The sequence below is a fragment of the Pirellulales bacterium genome (genome assembly GCA_019694435.1).
Taxonomy (GTDB): domain Bacteria; phylum Planctomycetota; class Planctomycetia; order Pirellulales; family JAEUIK01; genus JAIBBZ01.
On record JAIBBZ010000044.1, the window covers coordinates 1 to 15,269 of the forward strand.

Sequence of the window (15,269 nt, forward strand, 5' to 3'; positions counted from 1 at the left end):
CCTGGGCAAGACGGCGATTTCCGGCGCGCGCCGGCAGCGACTGCTCGATGCCGCACTCGCGGCTGTGCGCGGCAATGCAACGTAGTCCCGCCAGCGCGGTTGCCGGCTCGGAGCGGCCTACCAGGGCTCGCTACCTCGTGTTGGCGGCATTGTGCCTGGGCGCGACCGTGGCCTACGTCCAGCGCAATTCGCTCGGCGCGGCCGAGACGGTGATTCGCGCCGACCTGCAGCTCACCAAGCGCGAAATGGGCTGGGTGATGAGCAGTTTTTTCGTCAGCTATGCGCTGTTTCAACTCCCCAGCGGCTGGTGGGGGCATCGCCTCGGTACGCGGCGCGGACTGACCCTGTTTGCCGCGCTATGGAGCGTGGCAACGGCCACGATCGGTCTGTGCACGGGGATGCCGGCCTTGATTGCCAGCCGCCTGGCGATGGGCGGGGCACAAGCCGGGTTGTTTCCCTGCTGCACGCAGACCGTCGCGCTCTGGTTTCCGCGCACGCAACGAGGCTTTCCATCCGGGGCACTGGGCGCTTTTCAATCGGTTGGCGGGGCCCTGGGCACCGCCTTGACCGGCTGGCTCGTCGGCGCGCAGGTGCTCGGTTGGCGCAGCGTGTATGTGCTCTACGCCGTGCCGGGCTTGCTGGCGGCCGCGGCGTTCTACTTCTGGTTCCGCGACCGGCCCGAGGATCACGCGCAGGTGAACGCGCCCGAGCTGGCCCTCATCCGCCAGGGCTGCGATCTCGACGGCGACACGGCCGCTTTGATGCTGCCGCCCGAGCCCACGCCCTGGCTGGGGATGCTCAAGAGCGTGCCGCTGTGGGCGATTTGCTGGGTACAGGTGTTTCGGGCCGCGGGATACATCTTTTTCGCCACCTGGTTCACGACCTACCTGGTCGAGTCGCGGCACTTGTCGATCACGCGTAGCGGCTGGCTGACGAGCATGCCGCTGTTGGCCATCGTGGCGGGGCAGCTCTTCGGCGGCTGGCTCTCGGACTGGATCTTGCAGCAAACCGGCAGCCGCGATTGGGCCCGCAAATGGTTGTCGGTGGCGAGCATGTTGGGCTGCGCCGGCTGCATCGTCGTGGCGATCTTCTTGTCGTCCGCGTATGCGGCGGTGGCGGCGATCGGCGTGGGGGCGTTTGTCGGCGCGATCGGTGCGCCGTGTTCCTACGCGATCACCATCGACATGGGCGGGCGTCACGTGCCGATGGTCTTCAGCGTCATGAACATGGCGGGCAACGTCGGCGCGATCGGCTTCCCGGTTGCCGTACCGTATGTGCTGCAGGCCACGGGGAGCTGGGTGGCCGTGCTCTGGCTGTTCGCGGCCATGTATGTCGCCGCAGGGCTTTGCTGGCTGGTGATCGACACGCGCGGAACGGTTTTCGACCGTGGCGTGCGGCACTAAGACCTCGCGACTGCGCGCAGTGCTGGCGCGCGGCGGCGCGGTTGTGACGGCTGCCAAAGCTTTGGCGATCATGCGGCCGATAAACGGTATGGGCCGAAGCGACGTCGTCGGGCGGGATGTACCGCTGCCGGCAATTTCGTTCGGCATAACGGGGCCGGAACAGAGCGCAGCGGCGGCCCCCGAGGCGCAATCTTTTACGAGGACGATGTCGTGAATTTCTATGCCTGGATTCGCGAGGGCGTGCGTCGCGCGGTCCTCCTGGGCGTCTCCGATGCGGTCGATCAGCTCGGCACGCCCAACGACGAAAACGGCGACCTGAACCACAATCTGCTGGCGATCCTCCGCGACTTGCCGCAACGTCCGGTGCTGGCGGCCGCCACGGGCGACGGCGCCGCGATGGCGCTCGGCCACGAATCAGGTATCGGCCAGGTGGCCTCGTCGGTCGCGACCGCGCTGGCCGACGACGAGCCCGACACCACGCCACGGCGCGGCAGCGTGCAGCCGCTGGGTGCGAAGCGCAAGCGGTTGGGCCGCTCGCTCAGCCAGGTGGTCGATCGCCCGGCCGACGAGTCGTAAGCAGCGCCTGGCGCGAGCGCCGTTGGCACCTGGCTCGCGAGACCAACGCCGAAGCTATTTGAGCTTCGACAGAAACTCGACCAGGTCGCGCAGCTCGCGCTTTGAAAGCCGGCGCACGATCGAGTCGGGCATCGCCGAGATGCCCGTGCTCCGCTCGTCGACGTCGTCCTTGGCGACAATCGCAGTTTGTCCCTCGGGCGTGATCAGCTCGATCTCGCGATCGTCCTCGCGGCGGACGATGCCCGTGTAGACGCGGCCATCGCCCGTGGCGATGACCGTGGTGTCGAAGCCCTTGGCGATCTTGCGATTGGGCGCGACGATCGCCTCGAGCAGGTATTCGCGGGTCTGGTCCTTGGCCACCTTCGATAGCTCGGGGCCAACCTCGCCACCGTCGTCGCGCAGCCGGTGACAGCGGCGGCAGGCCACGTCGGTGCGCTCCATGAAGATCTGGCGGCCCAGGTTGGCGTCGCCGCCGACGAGTGTCTCGCGAAACGCGGACAGCGGATCATTCGGATCGCGTCGCGCCTCGAACTCGGCCAGCCGTTCTTTGATGGTTGCATGCTCGCGGCCGGCCGTGGCTTCGAGCAGTTCGAGTTGCAGCTCGCCGGGAACCTCGCCGGCCAGCAGCCGATCGAGCCAGGCGAGCAGGACTTCGTCCGAGCCGGCGCCGGAGATGGTCCCCAGCACAGCGAGCGCCCCCTGTTGCTCGTGGATTTCTCCCCGGGTCAGCACGTCGCTGAGGATTCGCACGGCCTCGGCGGGACGGACCTTGCCCAGCAACCGGCGCCCTTCGTTGCGCAAGTCGGCGTCGTCACTATCGACGGCCGCCAGCACCGCCTGCTCCAGGCCCGAAGCGCCGAGCTTTTCCAGGGCCCGCAAGGCTTCGACGCGCAACTTGTCGTTCTGCCGTGCGTCGGGCACGATCGCCGCGAGAGTCGCCTCGGCCTGTTTGACGTCGAGCGCTGCCGCGGTTCGGGCCACGGCCACGGCGACCTCCGACTTTTGCTGGCGCAACAAGGTTTCGACCACGCGGGCCAACGCCTCGGCGGCCGGTGCGGGATCGCGGGCCGGGAGCGGACGCCAGAGTCCCATGACGCGATCCAAGGGGGCCGGCTGCGCCCACTCGGCCAGCATCTCGAGCGCCTCGATGCGCAAGGCGGTCGTACCTCGTGTTTGCGCGACGTATTCGACCAGCCGCGCCGCTTGCTCCGGCCCTCCCAGGCGAAAATTGGCGTTCAGGGACCGTCGTGTGAGCAATTCGTCGTCCAGCTTGCGATCGGCCAGCGCGGCCAACTGCGGAAACGCTGGCGCGATGGGCACGTCGTTGATGGCCCGCGCAGCCTCGGCGACCAGCCGCGGCTCGGCATCGTCGAGCAGCGCGGCGATCCGCGGGTCCTCGCGCCGGCGCAGCACCAGCAGCGCCCCCATTCGCACGGCCGGAGTTGGATCGTGGATCAAGCGCTCGATCGCCGCAGCATCGGCGCAGCCGAGCAACCCCATCACCCCGGCATGCCGCAGGTAACGATCCTGGTCGGCGTTTTCGCGCAGCATTTCGACCAGCGGCTCGACCGCTTCGGGCCGGGCGAGCTTGCCCAGGGCCATGGCAGCGAAGAACCGCACGCGGGGCTCGGGCGCCTTGGTCAGCGCGATGAGCCCGGCCAGGCTCGGGACATAGTTGGCCTCGCCGAGCACCTTGGCGGCCTGGCACCGGACCTCGGCATCGGGGTCGGTGAGCAGTCCGGCGATTGGTTCGACGACCTGGGGCGTTTGCCGGGCGATCTGGCCGATCCCCCACAAGGCATGCAGCCGCGCGAGCTGGCGATTGTCCGCAGCGGCGACGTCGGCCAACAGCTTGGCGTGGGTTGGCCCGGCCGCGGCCAAGGCGAACTGCGCGTTTTGCCGCACGCGTTGGTCGCGATGGCCCAGCAGTTCGCGCAACTCGTCCGGGCTCCGATTGGCGAGATTCTCGCGGAGCAGTTTTGCGACCTCGGCAACCTCGGCGCTATCGGCCGTTGCTGGGGCATCGATCTTGTAGATGCGCCCCTTGCCGGTCTTGTCCCAGCCTTCGACCCAGTCGGTCAGATAGAGCGCGCTGTCGGTACCGAAATCGCAATCGGTGACCAACACGGCCCAGACGAATTGATGCGCGTCCGTAATCTCGTAGGTCGCGCCTTTCGGCGCGACGCCGAACGAACGGATCCCGCTGATGCCGGCCGTGCCGCGGAAATCGGCCAGGAAGAAATGACCCCGGTAGCGCTCAGTCAAACCCGTGCCGGGGTAGTAGCACAGACCCGAGGGCCCGTCGCCCAGGTTGGCCAGCGGCGGCAAGATATATGCCGGCTGATCGTCGCGCTGCGGGTGCCACATTTTTTCCGCGTTCCAAGGTCCGCGCAAGTTGGGCCGGGTAACGAACTGGTAGCCGATGCGCCAACCGCTGTCGCCGCCTTCGACCACGTGGACCCACCGAGCCTTGTCGCCGCCGTCTGAGTTGTTGTCGCCAGTGAAGAGATTGCCGTAGTCGTCGAAGGCGAGTTCTTGCGGGTTGCGCAGCCCGTAGGCAAACACTTCAAGCTGGCTACCGTCGGGGTTGCAGCGCAGCACGGTGCCCGTGTCGGGATAGTCGAGCGTGCGTCCGTCGGCGGCGATGTGCAGGCCGCGGTCGCCGATGCTGAAGTAGAGCCGGCCATCGGGCCCGAATCGCAACCCGTGCAGATCGTGGCCGAGAAAGCCGACGTGGACGCCGTAGCCGGTGTGTAGCGAGCGTCGCTGGTCGGCGCGGCCGTCGCCGTCGGTGTCGCGCATTAACCACAAGTCGGGAATGCATGTGAAGTAGACGTCGCCGTTGCGCGCGAGCACTCCAGCGCCGATGCCATCGGCCGTATTGTGAAAGCCCTGGGCAAAGATGGTCGCGGTATCGGCCGTGCCATCGCCATCGCGGTCTTCGACGAGTCGCACGCGATCGTGCTCGCGCGCATAGCTGGGAAACTCATCCCCCAGCCATTTCTCGTACATCGCCACCCGGTCGGCGACGGTGCGGCAGGCTAGATCATCGACGAGCCAATTCATGTGCCGGCGGTCGTCGGTTACCCCGGCGTGCAACCGGAACGTCTCCACGACATAGAAGCGATTCTGCTCGTCGACGCAGAAGACCACCGGGTTGGCCAACAACGGCTCGGCCGCGAACAGCCGCTTGCGAAAGCCGTCGGGCACAATCAGCCGATTCAGGGCCAACTCGCCCTCGCCCGAGGCCGGCAGCACCCGGGGCGTGTAGTCGTCGTTGGCCACTTCTTCGGCGGCAAGCGGCGCGGCCGCCGTCGCGGTTAGCAGGGCCAATAGCAGCGAAACAAGCACCCTGCTCGGGCGCGTGACTCTGGGGGTCGACATCATCGCTGAATGATCGTGGATTCGAGGGAATAACAAACCGGCCCACGCGCGAGGACGTGGGCCGGAGGGGTTACGATTCAGGCCGCAAGGGCCAGCGCAGTCAGCAACAGCCGGCGCAGTCAACAACGTCTAGGCGTTGAGCTTGATAGACGGGTCGTCGGCGACGTTGACCCACACGTGGACGTGCGGCGCGCCGCGATAGTACCAGACGAACGACGGGCCCTCGATGCGCCAGCAATCCCAGACTTCGTCGTTGCCGATGTCGCCTTCCTTGTAGAAGGCCAGCGAGCAGGCATCGAGGCCCCCCTGCGTCTTGAGGCAGGCCAGCGCCTCGTCGCGATCGCTCGCCCGATACGGTTCGAGCAGGCTCATCAGCACCTGCTGGGCGTGTTCGCGCTGATCGCTCGACAGCTCCTTCATCGGCAGACCCGGGTAGCCTCCGGCGGTTCCGCGGAAGGCCACGGCCTGCTCGTGGGGCAGCTTGCTGATCAGTGAGGCCGCGCGCTGTTTGCCGTCGAGCATCTGGAAGATCTTGTTCGCGGCGAGCGCCTGCGGCCAGAAGACGTTGCCCGGGTGATTGGGCTGCTCGTTGAAGCCCTCCGCGGCATGGCCGTAGAAGATCGGGCCGCCAAAGGCCACGTGGTCGGCCGAGTTACCGTCGCAGCGGATCGTCAGGTGCCGGCCCGTCATCACGAACTCGAACTTGTCTTCGCCCGGTTTGCCGAAAATCGCGATGGTCTGATCGACGCCGTAGCCGCCGGCGTCGTCGTCGAGTTGCTGGTCGATTCTTTTGACCCATTCGGGGTTGTACAGGCCCTCGAAGATCTGCCGGATCAGCGCCTGCTGGTCCTTGTTGAACAGGTCGGAGCCAATTTCGGCCTCGCTGATCTGCCAGTTGTTGGCCACCCGGGTTCGCAGCAGTCCGCGCTCGGAATCGACGTGTTCCCAGTCGAAGCAGGTCACCTTGCGTTGCGCCTCGTTGAGCGAGCCGTAAAGCTGCTTGACGAGTGACTCGGGCTGCGAGGGCGACTGCTCGTCGGCCCGCAGACCGGCGGGAGTCCACAAATTGCTGCCCAAGGCGCTTGCGGCGAGCGCGGCGGCGCCGGCTTGGTGCAGGAACTCGCGGCGATTCCAGTTCGTGGGCGAGCAATCGGGACAAGACGGTTGGCGAGCATTCATGACCAAACTCCTCGGCGAGTTTATGGATAGCGTGGGACGAAGCGCCTTGCGCGTCGCGGCGAGTGGTCTCAGCATTAGACCTACCCGGCCGGCGCACTGCAAATTTACTTGGTCTGCGTGCCGACGGGCCGTGGGGCGATCGGCGCCGTACGGCGCCGGCCGCGCGGCTGGCAATCCGGGCAAAAGAAGGTCGAACGCTGGGCCTGCACGATGCGTAGGATCGTCGCGCCACAGCGCCGGCATGGCTGGCCCGCGCGATCGTACACGCGGTGGTGGTTCTGGTAACCGCCCGCTTTGTTCAATGCATTGCGATACGTGCCGTCGGCGAGCGTCGAGCCTTCGTAACGGATGGCCTCGGCGAGGATCTCCCGGGTAGCCGCGGCCACCCGGTCCCATTCGTCGCGCGACAGGCCATGGCACTTGCGACGCGGGTCGATACCGGCCACGTGCAGGATCTCGGCCGCGTAGAGGTTTCCGATCCCGCAGACTGCCCGTTGGTCGAGCAAGGCAACCTTGATCGGCCGACGCCCGGCCGCGAGCCGCGCACGGAACTGCTCGGCGGTGATCTCGAGCGCATCGGGGCCGAGCTTCTCGGGGCCGTACAGCGTTGCGAAGCGACGCGCATCGGTCCAGCGCACGGTGCCCAGCCCGCGACGATCCCAAAACAGCAATTCGCCGACGGGCCCGCCTTCGAGTTGCAAGGCCAGCCGGAGGTGCTCGCGATTCGGTGGCTCGGCCAGCAGCACCAGCCCCGTCATCCGGGGTTCGATGACGATCCGTCCCGAGTCGCTCAACACGAGGACCACGCGCTTGCCCACCCGATCGACGCGCTCGATCGTCTGCCCTGCGGCGCGCTGTCGCAACGTCGCCCACGAGGGACGCACCGCGATCGGTCTGAGCCGGCAGGGTGGGCGGACGACGGCCGCAATGCGATGACCGACCACCGGCAGCACCCCGCGGCGCATGGTTTCGACTTCGGGCAACTCGGGCATCGACGTGACCTAAAGAATTCGGCTCGGCGGAACATTGTACTTGTCTCCGCCGACGGGGAACCGGCAGCGAACCTTCGCCGGCGAATCCGGTCCATTAGCTCGCGGCGACGGCCCTTGACCGTGGGCGCCGTGCGGCTGAGAATCGCTCGAAGTCGTGCCGGATCCCCTTTTTCGTGTCGCTCGAAGCTGCCTTCATGCCCGCCAGTAGCCAGGTCCCCGATGCCGCCGGTCGATTTGGCCCATTCGGGGGGCGCTATGTCCCCGAGACCCTAACCCGGGCCCTCGACGAACTCGCGGCCGAGTATGAAAAAGCAATTCACGACCCGGCCTTTCAGGCCGAGCTGGACGACCTGCTGGCGAATTTCGTGGGCCGGCCGTCGCCCCTGTACTTTGCCGAGCGGCTGACCGAGCACTGCCGCGGCGCGAAGATCTATCTCAAGCGCGAGGACCTCAACCACACCGGCGCGCACAAGATCAACAACACCTTGGGTCAGGCGCTGCTGACGCGGCGAATGGGCAAGCGCCGCGTGATCGCCGAGACGGGCGCCGGGCAACACGGCGTCGCCACGGCGACCGCTTGTGCCCGCTTTGGCCTCGAGTGTGTCGTCTATATGGGCGAAGAGGACATTCGCCGTCAGAAGCTCAACGTGTTTCGCATGCAGTTGATGGGGGCCGAAGTGCGTCCCGTGACGACCGGCTCGCGTACGCTCCGCGACGCCATCAACGAGGCGATGCGCACCTGGATGGCCACGGTCGAGACGACGCACTATATCCTTGGCTCGGTGGTCGGACCGCATCCGTTTCCGCGGATCGTCCGCGATTTTCAGGCGGTGATTGGCCGGGAGACCATCGAGCAGTCGCTGCGCATCTTGGGGCGATTGCCCGAGGTGGTCGTGGCCTGCGTCGGCGGTGGCAGTAACGCCGCGGGGATGTTCTATCCATTCGTCGATCATCCGGGCGTCGAACTCGTCGGCGTCGAGGCCGGCGGGCGTTCGAACGAACCCGGCCAGCATGCTTCGCCGCTCAGTTTCGGCAGCCCGGGCGTGTTGCACGGTAGCTACAGCTACGTCATGCAAGACGACGATGGCCAGACCTGCGACGTGCACTCGGTATCGGCGGGGCTCGACTATCCGGGCGTCGGCCCCGAGCATAGTTATTGGAAGGATACCGGCCGCGTGCGGTATCGGGCTTGCAACGACGCTACGGCGCTCGAAGCGTTTGATTTGCTTGCCCGGCTCGAGGGGATCTTGCCCGCGCTCGAATCGGCACACGGGTTGGCCACGGTCATGGAACTGGCCGCCGAGCGCCCCCGCCACGAGGCGATCGTGCTTTGCCTCTCGGGCCGCGGCGACAAAGACGCGCAAGAGGTCGCCCGGTTGCGCGGCGAATCGATCGACTAGCGCCCGCCACGAGAATTCCGCCCCCCTTGCAAGGGCCAGGTGCTTCCCATGTCCGCGATCGACCAGGTATTCGCCCGACTCAAGGCCGAGCGTCGCAAGGCGTTTATCCCGTTCGTGACGGCGGGCGATCCGGACCTGGCCTTCACGGCGGACGTACTCCGGTGCCTGGCTCGGCACGGGGCGAGTCTGTGCGAGGTGGGAGTCCCCTACAGCGACCCCATCGCCGATGGCCCGGTGATTCAAGATTCTTACGCCCGCGCCCTGGCGCACAAGATCCGGGTGGCCGACATCCTGGCAACGCTCCGCGAGGCGACGCCGCAAATGTCCGCGCCGACGGTGACGATGGTCAGCTACGCGATTATCCATCGCTATGGCCCCGAGCGCTTCGTGGCCGATGCACAAGCGGCCGGCATCGCAGGGGCGATCGTGCCGGATTTGCTGGTCGAAGAAGCCGGCGCGCTGGCGACGCTCTGCCGGCAGGCCGATTTCAGCCTGATTCAACTGGTCACGCCCACCACGCCGCGCGAACGGGCCGTCCGCATCGCCGAATCGTCCACCGGCTTTGTGTACTACGTGTCGGTCACCGGCATCACGGGCGAGCGGACCCAATTGCCGCCGGAACTGCTGGAAAACGTGGCCTGGCTACGCGAACGGACCTCGCTGCCCATCTGCATCGGTTTCGGCATCAGCCAGCCAGAACACGTCCGGCTGCTGGCCCCCGCGGCCGACGGCGTGATCGTCGGATCGGCCATTGTCCGCCGGGTCGGGGCGGCACAGCAGCGCCCCCGGGCCGAAGTGCTCGACGAAATTGGGCGCTATGTCGACGAACTAGTGGCGGCGCTGCCCCTGGCGACCCGGTAGATCTCCGGCTCGGCATTCCGGCAGGTTTCCGACCTCAGCATGCGGGGAGTCCGCGCGCATCGACCTTGACCCGTGAAAAAACGTGTGCATAGACTTGCTCGTGAGGGTTAATCGAGGCCCCTTGCGCCCTGGTGCGCTTGGCCCGCTGACGATTTGCGGGCCCGGCGAGGCTGCCCGTGCAGGTCGAGGGTCGAGCGTTATGTCGATGGCTGATCGAGCGAGTTTGCGGGCCTACCTGGCAGGGCTGACGGAGACGACCTTTCAAGAGCGCCTGGGCGTGGCCGATCCGGCGTTGTTGGACTACCTGGTCGAATTGCTCGTCCGGTTCGTCCATATCGATGCGATTCACGCCATCCGCAATCTGACCGGCCGACGCCTTGAGGAAGTGGCCGAGATGCTCGTCGAGGCCGAACTGCGGCTCGGCGATGCCCGTCGCGAGGTCCATCGCCATATCGGCGACGTCACGCTGTTCTGGTCGGGCGTCTATCCCGAGGCGCTCGAAAAACTGCACAAACGGGCCAAGTACGACTTTTTCGTCGACTACTGCGAAACAGGCAAACGCTCGTATCGCATCGCCAGTACGATCGCTGCGCCGGAAAAAGAGCACGAAAACGACGTGCTGGCCCGGCTCAGCTACGAATTCGAGCTGTGCGCGTTCGGCCTGCGGCAGGTGCGCGATCAGTGGCAAGCCCGGCGCGAAGAACCGCCCCAACGACTCGGTTGACGCGGTGGCTTGGCTGAAGCGGCCGGCTCGCCGAATTGGTCCTTACTTGCGTCCCGAGTCGGGCGTCCCCGAATTCGGACGGGTGTTCAAATCGTAGGCCGTGTTCCGCTTCTGACGAGGCTTGCGGGGCTCGAAACGCTTCGAGACGTTCGTGCCCGTGGCCGAGCGCGGCTCGCCGTCCTTGCGATCACCCTTGAATTCGGCATACGGCGTGATGCCGAAGCGCAGCACGCGTTTCGGATCCTTGAAGCCGACGTGATCGAGGAACTCGGGCAGGCGCAACACCTCGAGGCCCAGTTCTTTGGCGCGCTTCACGGCGTCGGAGTAGCCCTGCAGGTTGCTCTTCTGGTCGCCGATCACGAGGAACCGCGTCTGCTGGGTCATTTCCCCGGTCGTCTTACCTTCGTCGTCCAGATCGAAGTCGATGATTCCGCCGGCCTGCTGAATCAGGTTTCGCACCGCCGAGCGATCGGAAAGGCCGTCTTCGTTGAGGTCCATGAAGCCCGCCAGGGCAAACCGCTCGGAACGCCCGGGCGTCCAGGTCGGCGTAAAGATCAGATCGCCGATCAACAGCGGGTCGGACAGCGAATCTTCGAGAATGCGCGCTTCGGCCAGGTGCTGGCCGAGAATCTGCGTGACTTCGATCTTGCCCTTGGGCTCGGGGTCGGCCAGGTCGTTGGCCTCGGACGTGTAGACCGAGAACGAGGTCTTCCGCTTGAGCGAATCGTCGCGGCCGATGTTGATCCAGACGGTTCCGCTGCCCTGGTTGATCCAGACGATTTCGCCGTCGGCGACCTCGAAGGTCGGGTCGAGCAGCTGGTTGCGTTCTTCGCGGAAATTGTCGGCGATCTTGCGGCTTTCGTCGAGCTGCGAGGTGAGCTTCTTGAGTTCGCTGGCCGCCTCGGCCGCGGCCCGGGCCAGATCATTGCGGATCTTTTCCAAGTCGGCCTGGTTGCTCGTGAGTTGATCCTCGAGCCGTTTGCGATCGTCGGTGAAGCCGGCGCGCTCCTTGGCCAGGTCGGTCTGGGCGTCGGAGGCCGTCTTCTCGTGAACGGCGACCTGTTCGGTCTTTTTCTTCTCCGCCTCGGCCAGCCGCTGGGTCAACTCGGCAACCTTGATCGTCTCGGCGTCCCAGTTCTTGCTCCGGTCGTCGAGCGCCTTGAACATCAGTTCGAGCGACTGGCGATAGGTCTTCGAATCGTTGGGCACCGTGGCAGCCCAGGCCGCCATGTCCGCGTCGAACTGCTTCTTGACGTTGTCGATGCTTTCAGCCTCGGCCACGCCCATCATCTGCTTGAGTTCGCTGTTTTCGCGGATCGTCTTTTGGTTTGCGGTCGAGGCTTCTTGCGACTGGCGTTGGTACTCGGCGGCCTTTTGCTCGCTGGTCTTGTACGACTGGAAGCCAAAGAAGGTCGTCACGCTGAGAATGAGCGTCAGGATGACGAACAAAATCAGCGCGATCTGCATGCCCTGGTTTTCGCTGGCAGCCATGGCGAGTCTCTTGTCGGCAAGGGGGCCCAAACCGGCGACGCGAGCAGCGTGCCGCTGGAATGCCCGAAGTGCTCTGTGTTCCGGTGCGGTCCGAGAGGAGGGAGCCCAACGTTGCGGCGGCCAGGTCGACCGCGGCGGGAATCCGCCTACCGTCGAGCACTTGGCAATCGCCGCCTGCAAGGCTGTTCCTTGATGGTAGTTACAGCTCAGGGGGCCGGTCAACGAAAAACCGCCCCTTCGACCCCGCCAACGCCGTCGTTACAGCCGGTAAATCCGCCCCGCGAACGCGGCCAGGGACGGCGGTAGAATGCTGCGTCCCGGGGGGCGCTGCTGGGGTCGTTCCGCCCATGGCGGACGCATGCCCGCAAAGGACACGAAGTCAACCTCGAGACAGCCGATCGGCCGCCCATGCCCGCTCGTTCCCGCAACGTCGCCCGACAAGCACTGCTTCCCGGCCTCGACCCGCCTCCCACGGAGGCAACCGCGGATGCCGCGCCGGCTGCGGTGCCGGGTTCTGCCGCAGGCCCCCCCGATCTCGCCGGCAAGACCGTTTGGGTAATCGACGCGAATAGCCTGATCTTCCAGGTGTTTCATGCGATCCCGGAGATGACCAGCCCCCAGGGGCAGCCGGTCAACGCGGTGTTCGGCTTCACGCGCGACATCTACTTCTTGCTCGAGCAACAGCGGCCCGACTATCTGTTCTGTGCCTTCGACTTGCCGACGCCGACGTTCCGTCACGAGATCTACGCGGCATACAAAGAGCAGCGTTCCGAAGTGCCCGACGATCTCAGCCCGCAATTCGCCGAAATCCAACGGGTACTCGCCGCGATGCGCATCCCGGCCTTGTCGGTCGAGGGCTACGAGGCCGACGACATTCTGGCCACGTTGGCCCGTCAGACCGAGGCGGCCGGAGGCGAGTGTTTTCTGGTGTCGGGGGACAAAGACATTCGGCAACTGCTGACGCCCAAGACGCATATCTACAACATCCGCAAGGGCGAGCTATTTGATGAGACGGCGTTGGTCCGAGAATGGGGTGTGCGCCCGGACCAGGTGGTCGATTTTCAAGCCCTGGTAGGCGACAGCGTCGACAATGTGCCCGGTGTGCCGCTGGTCGGACCCAAGATTGCCTGCGAGCTGCTGACCGCCTACGGGACGCTCGACAACCTGCTGGTACATGTCGACGAGATCAAGCAGGCGAAGCGCAAGGCAAACCTGTTGGCGGCGCGCGACCAGGTGCTGGTGAGCCGCAGGTTGGTCAAGCTGGCCGACGACGTGCCGTTGACTGTCGACTGGGAGGCCGGACACGTAGGCCCTCCCGATTCGGAAAACCTGGTGCGGCTGTTCGAAGAATATGGGTTCCGCGGGTTCACGGCCCGGGCCCGCGCAGCGCTGCCCGAGCAGCCCGAAGTCTGGCAGGCCAATTATCGCGCCGTGACCGACCTCGCGCAGCTGGACGAGCTAGTCGCAGGCATGCGCTGCGCGAAATACCTTTCGGTCGATACAGAAACCACGCACATCTGGCCGACCTGGGCCGACCTGGTGGGAGTCTCGCTGGCCGCCGTACCGGGCGACGCCTGGTACATCCCCGTGCGCTCCCCGGCGGGCGAACCGTGCCTCGAACAAGAGGCTGTCCTGACGCGGCTGCGCCCGCTGTTGGCCGACCCCAACCTGCCCAAGATCGGGCAGAACTTGAAGTTCGATCTGATCGTGCTCCGCCGGCACGGGGTCGAAGTCGCGGGCGTGGCCTTCGACACGATGCTGGCCGATTACCTGCTCGAGGCGGGCCGCCGCAATCACAATCTCGACGAGCTGTCCAGCCGGTACCTGAGCCACACGACGATCAAGATCAGCGAGCTGATCGGCAGCGGCAAGACGCAGAAGCGCATGGACGAAGTGCCGCTTGCGCAGATCACGCCGTATGCCTGCGAAGATGCCGACGTCGCATTGCGCTTGGTCCCTTTGCTCGAGCAGCGGCTCGCGGCAACGGGCCTGACCGAGCTGCTGCACGACACCGAGGTGCCGCTGGTCGAGGTGCTGGCCGAACTGGAGCTCAACGGCATCCGGGTCGACGTCGAGCGGCTGGCCGAGCTCAGCACCGAGTACGGGCGGCGGCTCGCCGATCTCGAGGCGGAGATCTTCGACCTGGCAGGCCGTCCGTTCAACATCGCCTCACCGAAACAACTGCAACAGGTGCTGTTCGAAGAGCACAAGTTGCCCGTGGTCAAAAAGACCAAGACGGGGCCCAGTACCGATGCCGACGTGCTTGAGGAACTGGCCCGCATCCACCCGCTGCCGGCCAAGATCATCGAGTACCGCCAGTATGCCAAGCTCAAGGGGACCTACGTCGACGCGCTGCCGACGATGGTCAATCCGCGCACCGGCCGGGTCCACGCCTCGTTCAACCAGGTCGTGGCGGCGACAGGCCGTTTGAGCTGCGGCGATCCGAACCTGCAGAACATTCCGATCCGCACCGAACAAGGTCGCGAGATACGCTCGGCGTTTCGGCCGGGAGCCGCAGGCTGGTCGATGCTCGCGGCCGATTACTCGCAGATCGAGCTGCGTGTCCTGGCGCACTTTTCAGGCGATGAGACGCTTTGCGAATCGTTCGCGCGCGACGAAGACATTCATGCCCGCGTGGCCGCCGAGGTGAACAATGTGCCGCTCGACGCGGTCACCGCCGAGATGCGGCGCAGCGCGAAGGCCGTGAATTTCGGCGTCATCTACGGCCAGAGCGCCTTTGGGCTCGCCGCGCAGCTCGACATTCCGCAAGACGAGGCCGCGGCCTTCATCGACCGGTATTTTGCCCGTTACCCGGGCGTCGAGCGGTTCTTGGCCGAGCTGCTGGCCCAGTGCGAACGGCAGGGCTATGTGACGACGATCCTCGGGCGGCGCCGGGCTATCGATGGCGTCCGTTCGGGGGCCGGCCGCCAGCGCAACCTGGCCGAACGCACGGCGATCAACACGGTGATCCAAGGCTCGGCCGCGGATCTGATCAAACGGGCCATGATTGCAGTCCTGGCACGTATGCGCCGCGAGCGGTTGCAGGCCAAGATGCTGCTACAGATTCATGACGAGTTGGTCTTCGAAGCGCCCGATTCAGAGATCGCGCGCCTGGCACAGCTCGTCGAGGAAGAGATGAGTGGCGTGTTGAAGTTGAACGTGCCCTTGAAGATCGACGTCAAATGGGGCCCTACGCTGGCCGACGTCTAGATCGATCGGTCCCGTGGGGCGGGCCAGGTGTCTGCGAAGCGAACCCGGT

At 65.9% G+C, this 15,269-nt stretch carries 10 protein-coding genes; 6 read left to right on the plus strand and 4 right to left on the minus strand.

What is annotated here, in order from left to right:
• On the plus strand, positions 1 to 1,403 hold a 1,403-nt coding region (locus K1X74_21175; protein MBX7168862.1), incomplete at its 5' end, for an MFS transporter.
• A 210-nt stretch (positions 1,404 to 1,613) separates the two neighbouring features.
• Positions 1,614 to 1,979, plus strand: a complete 366-nt coding sequence (locus tag K1X74_21180; protein ID MBX7168863.1) for a hypothetical protein — start codon at positions 1,614 to 1,616, stop codon at positions 1,977 to 1,979.
• 54 nt (positions 1,980 to 2,033) lie between these two features.
• On the opposite strand, the gene K1X74_21185 is transcribed toward K1X74_21180, so the two are convergent.
• From K1X74_21185 to mutM, 3 genes are all read right to left on the minus strand, one after another.
• The gene (locus tag K1X74_21185) at positions 2,034 to 5,366 is read right to left on the minus strand and encodes a PQQ-dependent sugar dehydrogenase (protein MBX7168864.1); all 3,333 of its coding nucleotides are present in this window, start codon (positions 5,364 to 5,366) and stop codon (positions 2,034 to 2,036) included.
• Positions 5,367 to 5,492: 126 nt separating this feature from the next.
• Positions 5,493 to 6,542 carry a DUF3500 domain-containing protein gene (locus tag K1X74_21190; protein MBX7168865.1) on the minus strand — a complete coding sequence of 350 codons (1,050 nt, stop codon included), beginning with the start codon at positions 6,540 to 6,542 and terminating at the stop codon, positions 5,493 to 5,495.
• Between the two features lie 104 nt (positions 6,543 to 6,646).
• Positions 6,647 to 7,534, minus strand: a complete 888-nt coding sequence (gene mutM / locus K1X74_21195) for a bifunctional DNA-formamidopyrimidine glycosylase/DNA-(apurinic or apyrimidinic site) lyase (protein ID MBX7168866.1) — start codon at positions 7,532 to 7,534, stop codon at positions 6,647 to 6,649.
• A gap of 194 nt (positions 7,535 to 7,728) precedes the next feature.
• Between mutM and trpB the strand changes: the two genes are divergently transcribed.
• The 3 genes from trpB to K1X74_21210 all read left to right on the plus strand — a co-directional run bounded on the left by trpB (position 7,729) and on the right by K1X74_21210 (position 10,519).
• Positions 7,729 to 8,934 (plus strand): tryptophan synthase subunit beta, encoded by a 1,206-nt coding sequence (trpB, locus tag K1X74_21200; protein MBX7168867.1) that lies wholly within the window; start codon positions 7,729 to 7,731, stop codon positions 8,932 to 8,934.
• 48 nt (positions 8,935 to 8,982) lie between these two features.
• Positions 8,983 to 9,795, plus strand: a complete 813-nt coding sequence (trpA, locus tag K1X74_21205) for a tryptophan synthase subunit alpha (protein ID MBX7168868.1) — start codon at positions 8,983 to 8,985, stop codon at positions 9,793 to 9,795.
• Positions 9,796 to 9,994: 199 nt separating this feature from the next.
• Complete coding sequence (locus tag K1X74_21210; GenBank protein ID MBX7168869.1) at positions 9,995 to 10,519, plus strand: hypothetical protein; 525 nt, start codon at positions 9,995 to 9,997, stop codon at positions 10,517 to 10,519.
• 42 nt (positions 10,520 to 10,561) lie between these two features.
• On the opposite strand, the gene K1X74_21215 is transcribed toward K1X74_21210, so the two are convergent.
• Complete coding sequence (locus tag K1X74_21215) at positions 10,562 to 12,010, minus strand: hypothetical protein (GenBank protein MBX7168870.1); 1,449 nt, start codon at positions 12,008 to 12,010, stop codon at positions 10,562 to 10,564.
• Positions 12,011 to 12,418: 408 nt separating this feature from the next.
• On the opposite strand from K1X74_21215, the gene polA reads away from it, so the two are divergent.
• On the plus strand, positions 12,419 to 15,220 hold the full coding sequence (gene polA, locus K1X74_21220; protein MBX7168871.1) for a DNA polymerase I: 2,802 nt from the start codon (positions 12,419 to 12,421) through the stop codon (positions 15,218 to 15,220).
• Positions 15,221 to 15,269 lie beyond the last annotated feature (49 nt).

Excerpts from the sequence above, each read along its gene's own strand:
- K1X74_21185 (MBX7168864.1), bottom strand. The coding sequence starts at position 5,366 with ATGATGTCGACCCCCAGAGTCACGCGCCCGAGCAGGGTGCTTGTTTCG.
- K1X74_21190 (MBX7168865.1), bottom strand. The coding sequence starts at position 6,542 with ATGAATGCTCGCCAACCGTCTTGTCCCGATTGCTCGCCCACGAACTGG.
- mutM (MBX7168866.1), bottom strand. The coding sequence starts at position 7,534 with ATGCCCGAGTTGCCCGAAGTCGAAACCATGCGCCGCGGGGTGCTGCCG.
- trpB (MBX7168867.1), top strand. The coding sequence starts at position 7,729 with ATGCCCGCCAGTAGCCAGGTCCCCGATGCCGCCGGTCGATTTGGCCCA.
- trpA (MBX7168868.1), top strand. The coding sequence starts at position 8,983 with ATGTCCGCGATCGACCAGGTATTCGCCCGACTCAAGGCCGAGCGTCGC.
- K1X74_21210 (MBX7168869.1), top strand. The coding sequence starts at position 9,995 with ATGTCGATGGCTGATCGAGCGAGTTTGCGGGCCTACCTGGCAGGGCTG.
- K1X74_21215 (MBX7168870.1), bottom strand. The coding sequence starts at position 12,010 with ATGGCTGCCAGCGAAAACCAGGGCATGCAGATCGCGCTGATTTTGTTC.
- polA (MBX7168871.1), top strand. The coding sequence starts at position 12,419 with ATGCCCGCTCGTTCCCGCAACGTCGCCCGACAAGCACTGCTTCCCGGC.